The sequence below is a fragment of the Streptomyces sp. NPDC001970 genome, assembly GCF_053594115.1.
In genome coordinates this window covers 26,997-46,372 of sequence record NZ_JBSFDW010000033.1, presented here as the reverse complement: position 1 = coordinate 46,372, position 19,376 = coordinate 26,997, and the positions used below count along the sequence as shown (strand labels likewise).

Here is a 19,376-nt window from a genome sequence, read left to right as displayed (position 1 = left end):
GACGGGTGGGGGGCATGCCCCCCACCGACCCCGTCATCCCATGTGGGCAAGGCCCGGCCGCTACGGCAGCCGGGCCTTTGTCATGCCGTACACGTACACGTACACCGCCCGTAACGCATGGCCGGCTCGGCATGGACCGGCCACGCTGCCCGGGTTTTCCCGCCGGGCGCCGAGAGGCCGTCCGACCGCGGCCGGGCACCCAGCCGCCGAACACCTGTGAGGGCGGGCCGGCGCAGGTGCGACGGCCGCCTACTCCGTCCCGCTGCCGATGCCGCCGCTCAGGCAGGGCTGAGCCGGCGGTCCGTCGCGACCGCCGTGAGCAGGGCCACCGCGGCCGCCGAGGCCGGGATCCCGTAGCCCCACACCGCGCCCGCGTGCTCCACCACCCAGCCGCCCGTCGCCGAGCCGGCCGCGATGCCGCCGAGCAGCGCGGTGACGGCCAGGGTCATGCCCTCGTTCAACCGACCCTCGGGAGTGAGCCGCTGGATCAGACCCATCCCGGTGACCATCGTCGGCGCCGTCGCCATGCCCGCGACCAGCAGCGCACCCGCCACAGCGAGCAACGATCCGGTCGCGGCCGCCGCCAGCAGCGGCAGGGTCATCAGCGCCGTCATCGCGGCGAGACACGACCGCAGCCCGGCCCCGCGGCGCGCCCTGCCGTAGGCCAGCCCCGCCACGCACGAGCCTGCGGCCTGCAGGGCCAGCACCGGGCCCGCCGCCGGGCCGTCCGCGAACGCGATCGTGACGACCTCCATCGAGCCGAAGACCGCACCGGTCGCGAGGAAGACCGCGAGCATCGGGGCCATACCGGGCGTACGGAGGGGTGAGCCCGCCGGGACCCGAGGGGCGACCGGCGGCTCGGTGGCGCGCTGGGCCGCGAACACCAGCACGCCCGTGAGCAGCAGAACCGCCCCGACCAGCGTGCCGGCCTCGGGGAACAGTGCCGAGCAGAGCAGGGCCGCGAGCACCGGGCCGAGCATGAAGCACAGCTCGTCGGCGGCCTGCTCGAAGGAGTTCGCCGTGTGCAGGGCACCGGGGTCCCCCTTGAGGAGATACGACCAGCGGGCCCGGGACATCCCGCCCGTGTTGGGCGTGGTCGCGGTCGCGGCGTACGCGGCGAACAGCGTCCAGGCGGGTGCGTCGTACCGCACACACAGCAGCAGCGCGAGCGAGCCGAGCACGGCGAGCACGGTGGCGGGGACGGCCACACGGGCCTGGCCGTACCGGTCCACGAGCCGGGCCGTCCACGGGGCGACGACGGCGGTGGCGGCAAGACCCGTCGCCGTCACCGCCCCGGCGAGCGCGTACGAGCCGCGCGCCCCCGCGATCATGAACACGGCGCTCACGCTGAACATCCCCATGGGGAGCCGGGCGATGAGATTGCCGGCCGTGAAGGCGCGGGCTCCGGGAGTGCGGAAGAGGCGGGCGTACGGGCCCTGCGGGCGCGAGGGGCCGGGCTCCTGGCAGCCGGGCGCCAGAACCAGCGGTCCGCCGGTGGTGGCCGTCCGGGGTGTCGTCGTCTGCGGCATGGATCAAGGCTCGCCGCTGGAGCCGTCAGCGGTCCAACACCTGTTCAGAGCCTATTGACCCACCCCTGTTGTAAATTCGCCGGCATGCCCCAGGCCCAGGACATCGAGCCCCGGCTGCTGCGTGCCTTCGTCGCCGTCTCCGCCGAGCTGCACTTCACCCGGGCCGCCGCCCGGTTGTTCGTCGCCCAGCAGGCGCTCAGCCGGGACATCCGGCGACTGGAGCGGGAGTTGGGCGCCGAGCTCTTCGTTCGGACCACCCGGCATGTGACGCTCACCACGGACGGCGAGCGGCTTCTCCCGTACGCCCGCCGGATCCTGGACGCACACGACGAGCTGACCGCCGCCTTCGCGGACCCGGACCGGCCGCTGCTGGTCGACATCTCCGCCCCGGTGGGCACCGGCTACCGGGTCCTCACGGAGACCCGACGAGCCGCCCCCGAGCCGGAGTTCGTCGCCCGCTACCTCAGCGGCCTCACCGGCGCGGCCGCCGAGCTCCTCGCCGGGCGGCTCGACGTCTCCTTCGGCAGGATCGCCGGGCTCGACCCGGCGCTGCGCGCAGATCTGGCGCACCAGCCCGTGCGGTACGAGCGGATGGCCGTGCTGCTGCGGGACGACCATCCGCTCGCACCGCTGACGGAAGTGCCGCTGGACGCCCTGGCGGGCGAGACCCTCTACGCAGGCGCCGGCAACACGGCCACCGCGGAGTGGACCGACCTGGCCGCCCGGCTCTTCGCGGGCCGCGGCATCGCCATGGCCGCCCCCTTCCCGGAGATCAACGGCCAGGAGGAGTTCGTCCGGGTGGTGCGCAAACGGCGCTGGTCGGTCCTGGCGAGCACGGAGTTCCTCGAGATACCGGGCATGGTCGTACGCCCTCTGGCCGACCCCGTACCGCTGTCGCCCGTGTCACTGGTGTGGCGGCGCGGACTGAAGCATCCCGGTCTCGACGCCCTCCGGGCGGCCGCGGCGGCGCTCGCCGCGGAGGAGGGATGGCTGGAAGTGCCTCCCGGCTCCTGGCTTCCGGAGGCCGACCGGTCTCTCATGCCGGACAACAGCTGACACAGCGCCCCAACCGTCACCGGCGTGCGCTACATTCATCCTCCGGGTGCAATGTGGTAGGGGGCGCTTGGACAGGGTGGGGGCCCGTGTCCAACGACAGGTATCCGGTCTCGTCGCGTGCGCACCCGCTCTCCGTTCAGTGGGGGATGTGCGTACAGCAGTGGAAAATTGGCGAGAAGATGCCCGTTCCGGGCATACCCATGAGCCCAACGACGTCACCGTGCAGCTCGACGGGCTGGGACGTCAGCTCTCCGAGCTGCCGGGCGGGCCGAATCCGGAGGAGGGTTCAGACGCTCCGGTGTTCGTCGACGAGAGCGGTCGGCGCAGCAAGAAGTTCCGGCGTCTCGGATGGGTTCTGGCCATTGCCTGCGCCTGCTACGCCATCACCCTCGTCGTCGCCCTCATGGGCGGCAACTCGAAGGCGCCCTGGCTGCTGATACCCGGCCCCGCGAAGGAGAAGGCGACCAGCGAGGTCGAGGAGCAGCCCGGCCCCACGGACCCGGCCGTCGATCCGGCAGTGCCCGGAGGCACGCCCGGCGCCCCCGCGTCCACCGGCTCCACGGTCCCGCAGCAGCCCGGCACCACCGGCAGCCCGCGCACCAGCGGGGATCCGAGCGCCTCGGCCGACCCGGGCACCACCACCGAGCCCACCGACGGCGCCCCCGGCGGCGACGTCACCGGCGGTGGCACCACCGGTGGCGGCCTGCCGGACCCGGGTCCCACGGTGTCCACGCCGCCGGCCGGCGGCACCGGAGGGCAGGAGCCCCCGCCGCCGACGCCCACTCCCACGGACACCGAGACAGCACCGACGGAAGAACCCACCGAACCGCCGGTGGGCGAAGGCGGCCAGCAGGCCGTGGAAGGCGCACGGTAAATGACGACCCCCAGTGGGCAAGCCCCTCGGCGGCGCGGCAGACAGGCCGTACGCCGCAGGCTGCCCATGCGCTATCTGCTGCCCTCGCTCTTCCTCGTCGCACTGCTCGCGATGCTGATGCTGCGCGGGTACGTGCACAGCGAGATCCTCGCCGACCACCGCGTGCGGCCCCCGGCCGCGACCGACATGGTCCCCGAGAACATCCTCAAGGGCGGCCCGGTCATCGACGCCCGCACCCCGGGCGAGCCGAAGGCGCTCAGCGTCCCCGACAGGACGCTGGTGCTGACCTTCGACGACGGCCCCGACCCGGTGTGGACGCCGAAGGTCCTCGACAAGCTGAAGGAGTTCGACGCGCACGCCGTCTTCTTCGTGACCGGCACCATGGCCTCCCGCCACCCCGATCTGGTGGAGCGGATGGTCGCGGAGGGCCACGAGATCGGGCTGCACACCTTCAACCACCCCGACCTGGCCTACCAGACGCAGGGCCGTATCGACTGGGAGCTCTCGCAGAACCAGCTGGCGATCGCCGGCGCCGCCGGCATCAGGACGTCCCTGTTCCGGCCGCCGTACTCGTCGTTCTCGGACGCCCTGGACAACAAGTCCTGGCCGGTCACCCAGTACATCGGCAGCCGCGGCTACATCACCGCGTTCAACGACACGGACAGCGAGGACTGGAAGCGCCCCGGCGTCGACGCGATCATCGAGCGCGCCACCCCGAAGGGCACCAAGGGCTCCATCGTGCTGATGCACGACTCCGGCGGTGACCGCTCGCAGACCGTGGCCGCACTGGACCGCTTCCTGCCCGCCATGCAGAAGCGGGGCTACGCATTCGCCAATCTCACCGAGGCCCTCGGCGCCCCCAGCGCCCACACGAAGGTCACCGGACCGGAGTTGTGGAAGGGCAAGGCGTGGGTGGGCGCCGTCGCCGTCTCGGAGAAGACGACCTCCGCGCTGACCGTCGGCCTCGCCGCCATCGGTGTGCTCGTCATCGCCCGCTTCGGGCTGATGCTGCTGCTCTCCTTCGGACACGCCCGCAAGGTGCGCAGCCGCGGCTTCCGCTGGGGTCCGGAGGTCACCGAACCGGTGACGGTGCTCGTGCCCGCGTACAACGAGAAGGAGTGCATCGAGAACACGGTGCGCTCGCTGATGGCCAGCGACCATCCGATCGAGGTCATCGTCATCGACGACGGCTCCTCGGACGGCACCGCGGACATCGTCGACGACATGTGGCTGCCCAACGTCCGGGTGATCCGCCAGGTCAACTCCGGAAAGCCCGAGGCCCTCAACAACGGCATCCGCAACGCCCGCCACGACATCATCGTGATGATGGACGGCGACACGGTCTTCGAGCCGTCCACCGTCCGTGAGCTGGTGCAGCCCTTCGGCGACCCACGCGTCGGCGCGGTCGCGGGCAACGCCAAGGTCGGCAACCGCGACTCCCTCATCGGCGCCTGGCAGCACATCGAGTACGTGATGGGCTTCAACCTGGACCGCCGGATGTACGACATGCTCCGCTGCATGCCCACCATCCCGGGCGCGGTCGGCGCATTCCGCCGCGACGCCCTGGACCGGGTCGGCGGCATGAGCGAGGACACCCTCGCCGAGGACACCGACATCACCATGGCGATGCACCGCGACGGCTGGCGCGTTGTCTACGCCGAGCGGGCGCGCGCCTGGACCGAGGCCCCGGAGTCCGTCCAGCAGCTGTGGTCCCAGCGCTACCGCTGGTCGTACGGCACGATGCAGGCGATCTGGAAGCACCGCCGCGCCCTCGTCGAGCGCGGCCCGTCCGGCCGCTTCGGCCGGGTCGGACTGCCGCTGGTCTCGCTCTTCATGGTGCTCTTCCCGCTCCTCGCCCCGCTCATCGACGTCTTCCTGCTGTACGGACTGGTCTTCGGCCCCACGCAGAAGACCGTCGCTGCCTGGCTCGGCGTCCTCGCCGTGCAGGCCGTCTGCGCCGCGTACGCGTTCCGGCTGGACAAGGAACGCATGGTGCATCTGATCTCGCTGCCCCTCCAGCAGATCCTCTACCGGCAGCTCATGTACGTGGTGCTGCTGCAGTCCTGGATCACCGCACTCACCGGCGGCCGGCTTCGCTGGCAGAAGCTCCGCCGCACGGGAGTGGTGGAGGCGCCGGGCTCGATTCCGAGCCAGCGGCAGCGCAGTGAGGACCGGAGGCCCGTCGCATGACCACCCGTTCGCTCGACATGGGCGGCGTGCCTCAGGCCAGGGCCCGGCACAGGGCCGACGCGACCCCGCCTGCGGCACCGTCGGCCCCGGGGGCCGCCGCTCCGAAGCGGCCGGGCCGGGACCGCTATCTCGACCTGCTGCGCTCCATCGCCCTGGTTCGTGTGGTCGTCTACCACATCTTCGGCTGGGCCTGGCTGACGGTGCTGTTCCCCTCCATGGGCGTGATGTTCGCGCTCGCCGGTTCGCTGATGGCACGCTCGCTGGCACGGCCCGCGTGGGGCGTCATCCGGGGCCGTGTCCGGCGGCTGCTGCCGCCGATGTGGGCGTTCTCGGCGTTCGTCGTGCCCGTGATCTTCTACTTCGGCTGGAAGCCGGTGAAGGAGGAGGGGATCTGGTGGTTCGTCAAGCTGGCCTGGTACATCGTCCCGGTCGGCGCGCCGCCGTACCCCTGGCACAGCGGTGACAAGGCAGGGCTGCTCGAGGACACCTGGGCGGTCCAGGCCGCGGGCCCGCTCTGGTACATCCGCGCGTATCTGTGGTTCGTGATCGCCTCGCCGCTGCTGCTGTGGGCGTTCCGCAGGGTGCCGTGGGCGACGCTGCTCGCACCGCTCGCGCTCACTGCGGTCGTCGGCTCCGGACTGGTCAGGATTCCCGGCGAGACGGGCCTTGCGATCACCGACTTCGCCACCTACGGCTCCTGCTGGGTACTCGGCTTCGCCCACCAGGAGGGGTTGTTCGAGAAGGTTCCGCGCTACATGGCCGTGTCCGTGTCCGCGCTGATCATGGCCTTCGGTCTGTGGTGGGCATCGGGGCATCTGGGCGCCGACGGCTGGGACCTCAACGACATTCCGCTCGCCCAGGCCACCTGGTCGTTCGGCTTCTGCGTGATCCTGCTGACGTACTCCCCGTCCTGGCAACAGCTCCCGGGGAAGCTCGCCCATCTAGACAGCCTGGTCACCCTGTCCAACAACCGCGCCGTGACGATCTACCTCTGGCACAACCTGCTGATCATGGCGACGATCCCGATCATCGACCTCGTGTGGAAGATCCCGGGCGTCTGGCCGACGTACTCGGGCTATCTCGAGAGCACGTACACCGTCCTGATGCTGATCGTCGTCTGGCCGCTGATCGGGCTGGCGATCATTTCTGTGGGCTGGCTGGAGGACGTCGCCGCCAAGCGCCGGCCCCGCCTCTGGCCGAACGGCGCACCCCGCACGAAGAGGCGCTCACATCAGGCCTGAGCCCCGGGTGAGAGCAAGGTTCCACATCGGTCACCTCACGGCACGGGGCTGAAACCCGTCGTCCCTAACGTCGGCTCCACTACCCGACACGGATGTGTGGAGGCGCGCCATGGCCGGCAGCAGCGGCAGGTGGATCGAGCAGTGGGACCCGGAGGACGAGGTCTTCTGGAAGGAGAAGGGCGAGCGGATCGCCAGGCGGAATCTGGTCTTCTCCGTGCTCTCCGAGCACATCGGGTTCTCGATCTGGACCCTGTGGTCGGTGATGGTCCTGTTCATGGGACCGGAGTACGGGGTCGACCCGGCCGGCAAGTTCTTCCTCATCGCGACCGCGACCCTGGTCGGGGCCGTCGTCCGGGTGCCCTACACCTTCGCGGTGGCGCGCTTCGGCGGGCGGAACTGGACCGTCTTCAGCGCGCTGATGCTGCTGCTGCCGGCCGGCGCGGCGTATCTGGTGATGGAGCCCGGGACGTCGTACGGGACGTTCCTGGCCGTCGCGGCGCTCACCGGCGTCGGCGGCGGCAACTTCGCCTCCTCCATGACCAACATCAACTCCTTCTACCCACTGCGGAAGAAGGGCTGGGCGCTCGGGCTCAACGCGGGCGGCGGCAACATCGGTGTGCCGGTGGTGCAGCTCGTCGGGCTGCTGGTCATCGGTACGGCGGGCGCCGCGCACCCGAGGATCGTGCTCGGGGTCTACATCCCGCTGATCGCGATCGCCGCGCTGTGCGCCGCACTCTTCATGGACAACCTCGCGCCCGTGAAGAACGACACCGGCGCGGCCAAGGAGGCCGTGCGCGACCCGCACACCTGGATCATGTCGTTCCTCTACATCGGGACGTTCGGGTCCTTCATCGGCTACAGCTTCGCCTTCGGTCTCGTGCTGCAGACCCAGTTCGGGCGCACTCCGCTGCAGGCGGCGTCGCTCACCTTCATCGGCCCGCTGCTCGGCTCGCTCATCAGGCCGGTCGGCGGATCGCTCGCGGACCGCTTCGGCGGGGCCAGGATCACGCTGTGGACGTTCGCGGGGATGGCCGCGGCGACCGGTGTCGTGGTCTACGCGTCCGTGGCCGAGTCGCTGCCGGTGTTCCTCGTGGGCTTCATCTCCCTGTTCATCCTCAGCGGGCTGGGCAACGGCTCCACGTACAAGATGATCCCCGGCATCTTCCGGACCAAGGCGCTGGCCAAGGGCATGACCGGCGAGGCGGCGGAGGCGTACGGGCGCAGGCTGTCCGGTGCGTCGATGGGGCTGATCGGAGCGGTCGGCGCGCTGGGCGGGCTCGGCATCAACCTCGCCTTCCGGCAGTCGTTCCAGACGGCTGGTACGGGGACGGGCGCGTTCGTCGCCTTCCTCGCCTGCTACGGGGTGTGCTTCCTGGTCACCTGGGCGGTATACCTTCGCCGGCCGGCGTCCGCGCCCGCGCCGGCGGCGACCGCCGAGGCGAAGCCGCAGCTCAGCTACGCCGAGGTGTGAGAACGAGTGCCTCGTAACGACGGGGAAACGCAGCCGAACCGGGCCTGTCACGCAGCCTTGCCAGGCTCGGTCGGCATGTACCACGAACAGCGCGACGCCACTCCCGCCGTGGGGCCCCTCGCAGGCTTCACCGTCGGGGTCACCGCGGCCCGCCGCGCCGACGAGCTGGGCGCGCTGCTGCAGCGCCGCGGCGCCGCCGTACAGCACGCCCCCGCGCTGCGGATCGTGCCGGTCGCGGACGACGGGGAACTCCTCGGCGCGACCAAGGAACTCATCGCCCACGCCCCGGACGTCGTGGTCGCCACCACCGCGATCGGCTTCCGCGGCTGGGTGGAGGCGGCGGACGGCTGGGGCTGCGGCGAGGAGCTCCTCGCCTGTCTGCGCGGCGTCGAACTCCTCGCGCGCGGACCGAAGGTGAAGGGCGCGATCCGGGCGGCCGGGCTGACCGAGGAGTGGTCGCCGACGTCCGAGTCGATGGCCGAGGTGCTCGACCGGCTGCTCGAGGAGGGAGTCGACGGGCGACGGGTCGCCCTGCAGCTGCACGGGGAGCCGCTGCCGGGCTTCGTGGAGGCGCTGCGGGCCGGGGGCGCGGATGTCGTCGTCGTCCCGGTGTACCGGTGGATGCCGCCGGAGGACGTGGCTCCGCTGGACCGTCTCCTCGACGCCGCCATGGCGCGGTCGCTGGACGCGCTGACCTTCACCAGCGCGCCGGCGGCGGCGTCGCTGTTCTCCCGCGCCGAGGAGCGCGGGCTGCTCCCGCAGCTGCTGGACGCCCTCGCGCACGATGTCCTCCCGGCGTGCGTCGGGCCCGTCACCGCGCTGCCGCTCCAGGCGCGCGGCCTGGACACGGTCCAGCCGGAGCGCTTCCGGCTGGGCCCGCTCGTCCAGCTCCTCTGCGTCGAACTCCCGTCGCGCGCCCGGACCCTGCCGCTCGCCGGCCGCCGCGTAGAGATCCGCGGTCATGCGGTGCTGGTCGACGACGAGCTCCGCCCGGTCCCGCCCGCCGGGATGTCGCTCCTGACCACCCTGGCCCGCCGCCCCGGCTGGGTCGTCTCCCGCGCCGACCTGCTCCGCGCACTCCCGGGCGCGGGCCGCGACGAACACGCCGTGGAGACGGCGATGGCCAGGCTCCGTACGGCACTCGGCGCGCCGAACCTCATCCAGACGGTGGTGAAGCGCGGCTACCGGCTGGCGCTGGACCCGGCGGCGGACGAGAAGTACGCGGACGCGTGACGCGGTTCCGGGTGCCCTTGCGTCAGGGTCGGGCGACGACCGCGATGGCGCATCGAGCAGCGTTGCAGCGGCTCAGCCGGGCGTCCCCGGTTCTGCTGGAGTGCTGCGTGTGCCGTCGGCGCGGTTCTCGAAGGTGCGAAGCAGGGCGATGTTGTTCGCCCGGGAGGCCTCGTCGGTGACAAGGGCCAGAAGATACGCCTGGAGGGACTGCCCCAGCACCCGGGCACGATCAGCCAGTACGTCGCGGACCTCGTCCGATACATCACGGATCTCCAGAGTCGCCATGCCTGCATTGTGCAGGTCCGCCGCGTGGTGCAGCCCCCACGGCCCGTCCGCCGACCGCGTCGTGCCGTACGAGCATGAGCGACGGCATACGGATACGTCCCGCATACCCCGCCCACGCCGGGGCCCTCGCGCAGGCCCTCCGGCGCAACCGGGAGCACATGAGCCCCTGGGAGCCGCGCCGCCCGGAGTCGTACGACACGGCCGAGGTCCAGGCCGCCCGGCTCGCCGAGCCCGACTCGTGCCGGTGGCAGCTCGTCGACGGCGAGCGGGTCGTCGGGCAGGCGACGCTGTCCGGGATCGCGCTCGGGCCGTTCCGGAGCGCGTCGCTCGGGTACTGGGTGGACGCCGAGTACGCGGGGAGGGGACCGGCGACACGGCTCGTCGAGGAGGTGTGCCGCGCCGCGCGCGACGAGCTCGGGCTGCATCGCATCGAGGCCGGAACCGTCCTCGGCAATGCCGCTTCCCCACGCGTACTCGCGAAGGCCGGTTTCGCGGTGATCGGGATCGCACCCGCTCTCTGCACATCGACGGGGAGTGGCGCGACCACCGGCTCTTCCAGCGCATCCTGAACGACGAGCCGCCTCCGGTACAAGGGGTTCCGGCCGTGCGCCTCCGCGGGCACCCTGGAACCATGGGCATCGTCTCGTACGAGTGGCGGTTCGATTCCGGGCGCGTCTGCCTGGATCTCGTGGCGATGGATCTCGTGGCGGCGGGGCCGGACGGTCCCGAGCGGCTCGCGCGCCGCTTGCTGACCGACGGGCTGCTGCCTCCGGGGACACCGCTGGAGGCCGTGACCGCGCACTGGATCCCGCCGTTCACCGAACTCCGGGACTGCGTGGCGCGTCTGGTCCACGCTCAGATCGACGGCGGGTCCGACGACGCGACGCTCGCCCGCCTCAACGCGTTCGCCGCCGACGCGGCACCGCCCGCCGTCAGAGCCGTACGCGGCGACGACGGCGCGCTCGTCCGCGCCCCGCTCGCGCGCCCCGAGTGCGCCGCGCTGCTCGCCGCCGTCGCGCGCGACGCCCTGGAGCTGCTCACCGACCCCGTCGCCCGCGCCCGGCTGCGCCGCTGCGAGGGCGACAACTGCCGCCGCGTGTACGTCGACACGTCCCGTGGAGGCCGCCGCCGCTGGTGCTCCAGCGAGGTGTGCGGAAACCGGGAGCGGGTGGCCCGCCACCGCCGCAGATCGACCTCCGTGGCAGGCGCCTGACCGGTCCTGACGGCCACCGGCACCCGCCTGCGAAAAATTTCCGGCCTCCGTTGAGAAGAATCCCGCCCGCCTGCGTAGTGAAGGAGGACAAGCAGTCGGACTAGGGCTCGACCAGGAGGTTCCAGGTGCGCAAGGATGCCGCCGTGGCCGATGACCGTCGAGGACGGGCCAGGCACCGCAGTGAGGCAACCCGCACCAGCACCTCCGTCCCCGACGAGGAGCTGATGCGGGCTCTGTACCACGAGCATGCGGGACCGCTCCTCGCCTATGTACTGCGTCTCGTCGCCGGTGACCGCCAGCGGGCCGAGGACGTGGTGCAGGAGACGCTCATCCGTGCCTGGAAGAATGCTGGTCAGCTCAACCGGGCGACCGGCTCTGTCCGACCCTGGCTGGTGACGGTCGCACGCCGCATCGTCATCGACGGTCACCGCAGCCGGCAGGCCCGGCCGCAGGAGGTCGATCCGTCGCCGCTGGAGGTCATGCCCGCGGAGGACGAGATCGACAAGGCGTTGTGGTTGATGACGCTCTCGGATGCGCTTGACGATTTGACCCCGGCGCACAGGGAAGTACTCGTCGAGACGTACTTCAAGGGGCGTACGGTCAACGAGGCGGCCGAGAAGCTCGGCATACCCAGCGGGACCGTGCGGTCCCGCGTGTTCTACGCATTGCGTTCCATGAAGCTCGCTCTGGAGGAGAGGGGGGTCACGGCATGAACAGGCAGCAGGATGAGCAGGGTTCGATCCATGAGACCGTCGGGGCATATGTCCTCGGCATCCTGGACGATGGGGAAGCAACCGCATTCGAGGCACATCTGGCGGGCTGTGACATCTGCGCCGCCCACCTCGAGGAGTTCGCGGGAATGGAGCCGATGCTGGCCATGCTCGCGGAATCCCCCGGACAGCAGTCCCCGCCGCGTGAGGCGGATGTGCTGCCGTTCGACAGCAGGATCATGGAGCCGCCTTCACGCCGGCCCTCGCCGACGGCGCCGGTGATTCCGACCGCGGCCGGCCCTCAGATGCTGGACCGGCTGGTCGGCGAGGTCGCGGTCAAGCGCGATCGGAGGCGGAAGCGCAGCATGTACATGATCGCCGCCTCCGTGATCCTGATCATCGGCGGCCCGACGGTCGCCGTGGTCGCCACCGACGACGGCGCCGAGGCAGGCAATGTCGCCGGGCCGCACCCGACCAGCCCCGCCGAGGACGCCTTCTTCAACGACATGGAGGAGAAGGTCCAGGCCACGGACGCGATCACCAAGGTCAGCGCCACCGTCGGCATGGAGAAGAAGGGCTGGGGCACGCACACGGTCCTGGAGCTCAAGAACGTCAAGGGCCCGCTCAAGTGCAATCTCGTCGCCGTCTCCAAGACCGGCGAGGAGGAGGTCGTGACCTCCTGGTCCGTCCCGAAGTGGGGCTACGGCATCCCGGACAGCACGAACGAGTCGGCGAAGAACCCGCTGTACGTGCACGGCGGCGCGGCCATGGAGCGCAACGACATCGATCACTTCGAGGTCCGCACATTCGACGGAGAACGCCTGGTGGAGGTCGACGCCTGAGCAGAGCCACGGTCACCGCCGCCTGACAGAGCGGGCCCCCTTCGCGTACGGTTGACGGCTGCCCAGTGCACGTCAGAAGGGGGCCTCGGTGGCCGCGCAGGAAGCCGCTGGTACCACGGTCGACACGGTCCGTGACCGTGAGATCGGGGTCGAACAGGAACATCTGGACCAGGTGTACCGCCGTCTCGAGGAGAAGATCCACGAGGCGGAGTTCCTGATGCACGACGCCGCCAAGCGCGGCCAGGTCGGCACGCCCGGCGCGCTCGCCGAGCGCGACGCCCAGGTGTTCCGGGCGGGGATCCACCTCAACCGGCTCAACAACGAGTACGAGGACTTCCTCTTCGGCCGGATCGACCTGCTGCGCGGCAAGGACGGCAAGAAGGGTCCGGACGGCGCGTACACCTCGGTCGAGCCGGCCGACGACGCCGTGCGCGACGACAACACGGCCGAGATCGCGGAGACCCTCCACATCGGCCGCATCGGCGTCCTCGACTCCGACTACGCGCCGCTGGTCATCGACTGGCGCGCCCCGGCCGCCGCACCCTTCTACCGCTCCACCCCGGTCGAGCCCGGCCGGGTGGTGCGGCGCCGGGTCATCCGCTCCAAGGGCCGCAAGGTCCTCGGAGTCGAGGACGACCTGATGCGCCCCGAGCTGACCGCGCGGCTGGGCGGCGCCGAGCTGCCCGTCATCGGCGACGGTGCCCTGATGGCGGCGCTCGGCCAGGCCCGCACCCACACCATGCGGGACATCGTCGCCTCCATCCAGGCCGAGCAGGACCTGGTGATCCGCGCCCCCGCCGCCTCGGTGACCTATGTCGAGGGCGGCCCGGGTACCGGGAAGACCGCGGTGGCGCTGCACCGCGCCGCATATCTGCTCTACCAGGACCGGCGGCGGTACGCGGGCGGCATCCTCGTCGTCTCGCCGACCCCGCTCCTCGTCGCGTACACCGAGGGCGTGCTGCCCTCGCTGGGCGAGGAGGGCCAGGTCGCCATCCGCGCGGTCGGCTCCCTGGTGGACGGCGCCGAGGCGACGACGTACGACGATCCGGCGGTCGCCCGGATCAAGGGCTCCTCGCGGATGCTGAAGGTGCTGCGCACGGCAGCGCGCGGTGCGCTGGACGTGACATCGACGGCCAACGCCGCGGGGGGCGGGGCGCCCGACCGGCTTCGGGTCGTGGCCTTCGGGCGGCGCCTGGAGCTGGAGAGCGAGGAGCTCCAGCGGATCCGCCACAACGTGCTGGGCGGCACCACGCCCGTCAACCTGCTGCGGCCGCGGGCCCGCCGGCTGCTGCTGGACGCGCTGTACGCGAAGTCCGGCGCCGCCACCCGGCACGCGGATCCCGAGCTCGCGGCCGAGCTGCGGTCGTCCTTCGACGAGGACGTCGCCTCCGAGGACGCGTTCCTCACGTTCCTGGACGCCTGGTGGCCCGAGCTCACCCCGCGGGGCGTCCTCGACGCGATGGCCGACGAGCGCCGGCTCGGCCGGTGGGCGCGGAGGATCCTCAACCCCGGAGAGGTGCGCCGGCTCGCGCGCAGCCTGAGGCGCGACGGCCTCTCCGTGCACGACGTGGCGATGCTCGACGAGCTGCAGACGCTGCTCGGCACCCCGGCCCGCCCGAAGAGGAAGCGTGAACTCGACCCGCTCGACCACCTCACCGGGCTCGAGGAGCTGATGCCGCAGCGCGAGGAGACCCAGCGCGAGCGGGCCGAGCGGCTGGCGGCGGAGCGCGTCGAGTACGCCCATGTCATCGTCGACGAGGCCCAGGACCTCACGCCCATGCAGTGGCGCATGGTCGGCCGCCGCGGCCGCCACGCGACCTGGACGGTCGTGGGCGACCCCGCCCAGTCCTCCTGGCCGGACCCGGACGAGGCGGCCGAGGCCCGCGACGAGGCCCTGGGCACCCGCCCGCGCCGCCGCTTCGAGCTGACCGTGAACTACCGCAACCCCTCCGAGATCGCCGAGCTGGCCTCCCGGGTGCTGGCCCTGGCGATGCCCGGGATGGTGTCCCCGCGCGCGGTGCGCTCCACCGGCGTCAGGCCGCGCTTCACCGCCGTACGGGGCGACCTGGCGCGGACGGTGCGCGAGGAGGCGCGGCGGCTGCTGGACCAGGTCGACGGCACGGTCGGCGTCGTGGTGGCGATGAACCGGCGGGCCGAGGCGGCGCGCTGGCTCGCGGACCTCGGTGACCGGGTGGTGGCGCTGGGTTCGCTGGAAGCGAAGGGCCTGGAGTACGACGCGACCGTCGTCGTGTCGCCGGCGGAGATCGCGGACGAGAGCTCGGCCGGGCTCCGGGTGCTGTACGTGGCGCTGACCAGGGCGACGCAGCAGCTCACGGTGGTGTCGGCCAAGGCGGACGAGCCGGACGCGGACGGGGTCCCGGATCTGCTGAGGGACTAGCGGAAGGCGGGGCGGGGCCCGGGGAGGGCCACGGACGGACCCGGGCGCGGCGGCCGTTCGGGGTCAACTCGCCGCGCGGGGAATCACCTTCCGGGACTCTTTGTTAGCCTTGGCTGTGACACCGGCTCGATCCAAGCCCCCGGGCCCAACCTTCGTCCCTCAGAGGGACCACTTGCCGCGAGGCGAGCATGGCGGGTCGGTGTCACTCAGAACGTGCAAGGAGAGGTCCGTGCCACCCCCTGGGTGGCACGGACCTCTTCTGTTTGGCGATCACTTCTCGCATGGTGGAAAAGATTTTCCGAAAACTAAACGACCACTATTACCTGCTACTCGCCGGTAGGTGCGACCATCGGATGGCGCCGTCCGCCACAGCCGGACGACGCAGCAGCGAAGCTAGGGAAAGCAGAGGAACTCGGCCATGGCAACGGCGCCCAGCGTCTCGTACTCGATGACGGTCCGGCTGGAGGTGCCCGCGAGCGGAACCGCGGTGTCCCAGCTCACCACGGCTGTCGAGTCCTCCGGCGGATCGGTTTCCGGCCTCGACGTCACCGCGTCCGGTCACGAGAAGCTGCGCATCGACGTCACGATCGCGGCCACGTCCGCGACGCACGCGGAAGAGGTCGTCGAGAAGCTCGCCTCGATCGAGGGCGTCGTCCTCGGCAAGGTCTCCGACCGTACGTTCCTGATGCACCTCGGCGGCAAGATCGAGATGGCGTCCAAGCACCCCATCCGCAACCGCGACGATCTCTCCATGATCTACACGCCCGGTGTGGCCCGGGTCTGCATGGCGATCGCCCAGAACCCCGAGGACGCCCGCCGCCTCACCATCAAGCGCAACTCCGTCGCAGTCGTGACGGACGGCTCCGCGGTGCTCGGACTCGGCAACATCGGACCGATGGCCGCACTGCCCGTCATGGAGGGCAAGGCGGCCCTCTTCAAGCGCTTCGCCGGCATCGACGCCTGGCCGCTCTGCCTGGACACCCAGGACACCGACGCGATCGTCGAGATCGTCAAGGCGATCGCCCCCGGCTTCGCCGGCATCAACCTCGAGGACATCTCCGCGCCCCGCTGCTTCGAGATCGAGGCGCGGCTCCGTGAGGCCCTCGACATCCCCGTCTTCCACGACGACCAGCACGGCACCGCGATCGTCGTGCTCGCCGCCCTGACCAACGCACTTCGTGTGGTGGGCAAGGCAGTTGAGGATGTGCGGGTCGTCATGTCCGGTGCCGGAGCGGCCGGTACGGCCATCCTGAAGCTGCTCATCGCGGCGGGCGTCAAGCACGCCGTCGTCGCCGACATCCACGGCGTCGTGCACGCCGGCCGCGAGGACCTCGTGGACGCCGCGCCCGAGTCCCCGCTGCGCTGGATCGCCGACAACACCAACCCCGAGGGCGTCACCGGCACTCTGAAGCAGGCCGTCGCGGGCGCCGACGTCTTCATCGGCGTCTCGGCGCCGAACGTGCTGGGCGCGGATGACGTCGCGGCCATGGCCGACAACGCCATCGTGTTCGCGCTTGCGAACCCGGATCCCGAGGTCGACCCCGCAATCGCCCGCCAGACGGCGGCAGTTGTGGCCACCGGCCGTTCCGACTTCCCCAACCAGATCAACAACGTGCTGGTGTTCCCGGGCGTCTTCCGCGGGCTCCTGGACGCCCAGTCCCGTACGGTGAACACGGAGATGATGCTCGCGGCGGCCACGGCCCTCGCGGACGTCGTCACCGAGGACGAACTGAACCCGAACTACATCGTTCCGTCGGTCTTCAACGAGAAGGTCGCGGGTGCCGTCGCGGGCGCCGTGCGCGACGCCGCCAAGGCGGCAGGCGCGGGCGTGACGGCGAACACGTCGGTCTGACCTCGGCGCGTCGCGGGTCGCGGGCTCACGAAAGCCCCTCTAGGGTGGCGGTCATATGAGCCCGCGACCGGCCCGATGGCTCCGTGGAGTCTCCATCGAGTCGACGGAACGTCACCAGAACAGGCCTGTGGCGCTTTTCGTGTGACTCCGGTGGGTGCCGGATTGGCTTTCCCGCCGCTGGTGGGGGCAGGATGCCTCATTGGGCGCGAGGGTCTGACGGCAGACCCGGGTCCGGGGACTGTCCGAGGGCCCTGGCAGCATCGGCTTCGATCTCACGCCTCACAGGCAAGAAGAACACGGGAGTAACAACATGAACCGCAGTGAGCTGGTGGCCGCGCTGGCCGACCGCGCCGAGGTGACCCGCAAGGACGCCGACGCCGTGCTGGCCGCTCTCGCCGAGACCATCGGCGAGGTCGTCGCCAAGGGCGACGAGAAGGTCACCATCCCCGGCTTCCTGACCTTCGAGCGCACCCACCGTGCCGCTCGCACCGCTCGTAACCCGCAGACCGGCGACCCGATCCAGATCCCGGCCGGCTACAGCGTGAAGGTCTCCGCGGGCTCGAAGCTCAAGGAAGCCGCCAAGGGCAAGTAAGCCCCGACGCGCATGGGCGGCCGCCCCGGACCGGGGGTGGCCGCCCTCGCCGTTTCCGGGGGCCTCTGCGCCCCTCGCCCGCTGCTGTTCCGGGTGCGGGCGGCCCTGGGCGCCTGCGGCGGGCCGACCCCGCGCCTCGAAACGCCGCCGAGGCTCCTGTGGGGCCCGTCCGTCGTTCGAGGACGGACACGCGGTCCGACCGGACGGTACCGGTGACGTACGGGTCCGAGGCTCGCCCCACTTCGGGAGAGGGCAGGCTCCGCCGCGTGGGCCCCGCGCACCGGCCGGGCCAGGCCCGGCCCGGAACCCGGCCGCCGGACGAACGACGAGCGCCGCCGGACGAACGACGAGCGCCGGCCGGGCTGGGGAAACCAGCCCGGCCGGCGCTTGCCGGTGAAGGGTGACCGGGGACGGTCAGACGGCCGCGGGACGCGGGAGCTCGACCTTCGCGCCGAGCTCCACCAGCTTCTCCATGAAGTTCTCGTAGCCCCGGTTGATCAGGTCGATCCCGTGCACCCGCGAGGTCCCCTGCGCCGCCAGGGCCGCAATCAGGTACGAGAACCCACCCCGAAGGTCCGGGATCACCAGATCCGCGCCCTGCAGCTTCGTCGGGCCGGACACGACCGCCGAGTGCAGGAAGTTCCGCTGCCCGAAGCGGCAGTCCGAGCCTCCCAGGCACTCCCGGTACAGCTGGATGTGCGCGCCCATCTGGTTCAGCGCCGACGTGAAGCCCAGCCGCGACTCGTACACCGTCTCGTGGACGATCGACAGGCCCGCCGCCTGCGTCAGTGCCACCACCAGCGGCTGCTGCCAGTCGGTCTGGAAGCCGGGGTGCACGTCCGTCTCCAGGGCGATCGCGTTCAGCGAGCCGCCCGGGTGCCAGAAGCGGATGCCCTCGTCGTCGATCTCGAAGGCGCCGCCGACCTTCCGGTACGTGTTCAGGAAGGTCATCATCGAGCGCTGCTGTGCGCCGCGCACGTAGATGTTGCCCTCGGTCGCGAGCGCCGCCGACGCCCAGGACGCCGCCTCCAGACGGTCCGGGAGCGCCCGGTGGGTGTAGCCGCCGAGGCGGTCGACACCGGTGATCCGGATCGTCCGGTCGGTGTCCATGGAAATGATCGCGCCCATCTTCTGCAGGACGCAGATGAGGTCCTCGATCTCGGGCTCCACCGCCGCGTTCGACAGCTCGGTGACGCCCTCCGCGAGCACCGCCGTGAGCAGCACCTGCTCGGTCGAGCCGACCGACGGGTACGGCAGCCGGATCTTGCACCCGCGAAGCCTCTGGGGAGCCTCGAGATACTGCCCGTCCGCCCGCTTCTCGATCTTCGCGCCGAACTGCCGCAGCACGTCGAAGTGGAAGTCGATCGGCCGGCCGCCGATGTCGCAGCCGCCCAGACCCGGGATGAAGGCGTGGCCGAGCCGGTGCAGCAGCGGGCCGCAGAAGAGGATCGGGATGCGCGAGGACCCCGCGTGGGCGTCGATGTCGGCGACGTTCGCGCTTTCGACATGCGTCGGGTCGAGCATCAGCTCGCCGGGCTCGTCGCCGGGTCGCACCGTCACACCGTGCAGCTGCAGCAGCCCTCGCACCACCCGCACGTCGCGGATGTCGGGCACGTTGCGCAGCCGGCTCGGCTCGCTGCCGAGCAGCGCGGCGACCATAGCCTTCGGCACCAGGTTCTTGGCGCCGCGGACGCGGATCTCGCCCTCCAGCGGGGTTCCACCGTGGACAAGCAGTACATCGTCTGTGCCGGTCATGAATCTCGCGTTCCGGAGGGGGTCCCCCCAGTGGAGCCGGAGGGAGGTCGGGCAGGGCCAGGGAAAAGGTTACGGCCCTCCTACCCCTGCTACGTAAGGCCAAGGGCGCACCCTTCGCGTAATGAATTCGGCACA

15 protein-coding genes and 1 pseudogene are annotated in these 19,376 nt (G+C 71.3%); 13 read left to right on the top strand and 3 right to left on the bottom strand.

The genetic code is table 11. From position 1 onward, the window contains the following. Positions 1 to 278: 278 nt before the first annotated feature. Positions 279 to 1,529 carry an MFS transporter gene (locus tag ACWCP0_RS31590; protein WP_451082178.1) on the bottom strand — a complete coding sequence of 417 codons (1,251 nt, stop codon included), beginning with the start codon at positions 1,527 to 1,529 and terminating at the stop codon, positions 279 to 281. A gap of 84 nt (positions 1,530 to 1,613) precedes the next feature. On the opposite strand from ACWCP0_RS31590, the gene ACWCP0_RS31585 reads away from it, so the two are divergent. The 6 genes from ACWCP0_RS31585 to ACWCP0_RS31560 all read left to right on the top strand — a co-directional run bounded on the left by ACWCP0_RS31585 (position 1,614) and on the right by ACWCP0_RS31560 (position 9,594). After that, positions 1,614 to 2,585, top strand: a complete 972-nt coding sequence (locus ACWCP0_RS31585) for a LysR family transcriptional regulator (protein ID WP_451082177.1) — start codon at positions 1,614 to 1,616, stop codon at positions 2,583 to 2,585. Between the two features lie 148 nt (positions 2,586 to 2,733). Continuing rightward, entirely contained in the window at positions 2,734 to 3,459 is a 726-nt protein-coding gene (locus tag ACWCP0_RS31580) for a hypothetical protein (protein ID WP_451082176.1), read from the top strand. A 66-nt stretch (positions 3,460 to 3,525) separates the two neighbouring features. Then, on the top strand, positions 3,526 to 5,649 hold the full coding sequence (locus ACWCP0_RS31575) for a bifunctional polysaccharide deacetylase/glycosyltransferase family 2 protein (protein ID WP_451082218.1): 2,124 nt from the start codon (positions 3,526 to 3,528) through the stop codon (positions 5,647 to 5,649). Between the two features lie 17 nt (positions 5,650 to 5,666). Next, entirely contained in the window at positions 5,667 to 6,890 is a 1,224-nt protein-coding gene (locus ACWCP0_RS31570; protein WP_451082217.1) for an acyltransferase family protein, read from the top strand. Between the two features lie 109 nt (positions 6,891 to 6,999). Next, positions 7,000 to 8,361, top strand: coding sequence for a nitrate/nitrite transporter (locus ACWCP0_RS31565; protein ID WP_451082175.1), 1,362 nt, complete (start codon positions 7,000 to 7,002; stop codon positions 8,359 to 8,361). A gap of 75 nt (positions 8,362 to 8,436) precedes the next feature. After that, positions 8,437 to 9,594, top strand: coding sequence for a uroporphyrinogen-III synthase (locus ACWCP0_RS31560; RefSeq protein WP_451082174.1), 1,158 nt, complete (start codon positions 8,437 to 8,439; stop codon positions 9,592 to 9,594). A 72-nt stretch (positions 9,595 to 9,666) separates the two neighbouring features. Here ACWCP0_RS31560 and ACWCP0_RS31555 read toward each other — a convergent pair whose 3' ends face one another. Then, the gene (locus tag ACWCP0_RS31555) at positions 9,667 to 9,879 is read right to left on the bottom strand and encodes a hypothetical protein (RefSeq protein WP_451082173.1); all 213 of its coding nucleotides are present in this window, start codon (positions 9,877 to 9,879) and stop codon (positions 9,667 to 9,669) included. A gap of 74 nt (positions 9,880 to 9,953) precedes the next feature. Between ACWCP0_RS31555 and ACWCP0_RS31550 the strand changes: the two are divergent. From ACWCP0_RS31550 to ACWCP0_RS31520, 7 genes and pseudogenes are all read left to right on the top strand, one after another. After that, positions 9,954 to 10,462 (top strand): annotated as a pseudogene (locus ACWCP0_RS31550) (GNAT family N-acetyltransferase); the annotation flags it as partial. 48 nt (positions 10,463 to 10,510) lie between these two features. After that, positions 10,511 to 11,092, top strand: coding sequence for a CGNR zinc finger domain-containing protein (locus ACWCP0_RS31545; protein WP_451082216.1), 582 nt, complete (start codon positions 10,511 to 10,513; stop codon positions 11,090 to 11,092). A gap of 125 nt (positions 11,093 to 11,217) precedes the next feature. After that, on the top strand, positions 11,218 to 11,805 hold the full coding sequence (locus ACWCP0_RS31540; protein WP_351232681.1) for a sigma-70 family RNA polymerase sigma factor: 588 nt from the start codon (positions 11,218 to 11,220) through the stop codon (positions 11,803 to 11,805). Next, positions 11,802 to 12,644 carry an anti-sigma factor family protein gene (locus ACWCP0_RS31535; RefSeq protein ID WP_451082172.1) on the top strand — a complete coding sequence of 281 codons (843 nt, stop codon included), beginning with the start codon at positions 11,802 to 11,804 and terminating at the stop codon, positions 12,642 to 12,644. The genes ACWCP0_RS31540 and ACWCP0_RS31535 overlap by 4 nt, the downstream gene beginning before the upstream one ends. A gap of 88 nt (positions 12,645 to 12,732) precedes the next feature. Continuing rightward, the gene (locus tag ACWCP0_RS31530; RefSeq protein WP_451082171.1) at positions 12,733 to 15,042 is read left to right on the top strand and encodes a HelD family protein; all 2,310 of its coding nucleotides are present in this window, start codon (positions 12,733 to 12,735) and stop codon (positions 15,040 to 15,042) included. A gap of 418 nt (positions 15,043 to 15,460) precedes the next feature. Continuing rightward, entirely contained in the window at positions 15,461 to 16,894 is a 1,434-nt protein-coding gene (locus ACWCP0_RS31525; protein WP_451082170.1) for a malic enzyme-like NAD(P)-binding protein, read from the top strand. Between the two features lie 310 nt (positions 16,895 to 17,204). Continuing rightward, complete coding sequence (locus ACWCP0_RS31520) at positions 17,205 to 17,486, top strand: HU family DNA-binding protein (RefSeq protein ID WP_103834809.1); 282 nt, start codon at positions 17,205 to 17,207, stop codon at positions 17,484 to 17,486. 414 nt (positions 17,487 to 17,900) lie between these two features. On the opposite strand, the gene murA is transcribed toward ACWCP0_RS31520, so the two are convergent. After that, positions 17,901 to 19,241 (bottom strand): UDP-N-acetylglucosamine 1-carboxyvinyltransferase, encoded by a 1,341-nt coding sequence (gene murA, locus ACWCP0_RS31515; protein WP_451082169.1) that lies wholly within the window; start codon positions 19,239 to 19,241, stop codon positions 17,901 to 17,903. Between the last annotated feature and the right edge of the window lie 135 nt (positions 19,242 to 19,376).

Excerpts from the sequence above, each read along its gene's own strand:
- ACWCP0_RS31560 (WP_451082174.1), top strand. The coding sequence starts at position 8,437 with ATGTACCACGAACAGCGCGACGCCACTCCCGCCGTGGGGCCCCTCGCA.
- murA (WP_451082169.1), bottom strand. The coding sequence starts at position 19,241 with ATGACCGGCACAGACGATGTACTGCTTGTCCACGGTGGAACCCCGCTG.
- ACWCP0_RS31525 (WP_451082170.1), top strand. The coding sequence starts at position 15,461 with ATGGCAACGGCGCCCAGCGTCTCGTACTCGATGACGGTCCGGCTGGAG.
- ACWCP0_RS31570 (WP_451082217.1), top strand. The coding sequence starts at position 5,667 with ATGGGCGGCGTGCCTCAGGCCAGGGCCCGGCACAGGGCCGACGCGACC.
- ACWCP0_RS31545 (WP_451082216.1), top strand. The coding sequence starts at position 10,511 with ATGGGCATCGTCTCGTACGAGTGGCGGTTCGATTCCGGGCGCGTCTGC.
- ACWCP0_RS31590 (WP_451082178.1), bottom strand. The coding sequence starts at position 1,529 with ATGCCGCAGACGACGACACCCCGGACGGCCACCACCGGCGGACCGCTG.
- ACWCP0_RS31575 (WP_451082218.1), top strand. The coding sequence starts at position 3,526 with ATGCGCTATCTGCTGCCCTCGCTCTTCCTCGTCGCACTGCTCGCGATG.
- ACWCP0_RS31535 (WP_451082172.1), top strand. The coding sequence starts at position 11,802 with ATGAACAGGCAGCAGGATGAGCAGGGTTCGATCCATGAGACCGTCGGG.
- ACWCP0_RS31520 (WP_103834809.1), top strand. The coding sequence starts at position 17,205 with ATGAACCGCAGTGAGCTGGTGGCCGCGCTGGCCGACCGCGCCGAGGTG.
- ACWCP0_RS31585 (WP_451082177.1), top strand. The coding sequence starts at position 1,614 with ATGCCCCAGGCCCAGGACATCGAGCCCCGGCTGCTGCGTGCCTTCGTC.
- ACWCP0_RS31565 (WP_451082175.1), top strand. The coding sequence starts at position 7,000 with ATGGCCGGCAGCAGCGGCAGGTGGATCGAGCAGTGGGACCCGGAGGAC.
- ACWCP0_RS31555 (WP_451082173.1), bottom strand. The coding sequence starts at position 9,879 with ATGGCGACTCTGGAGATCCGTGATGTATCGGACGAGGTCCGCGACGTA.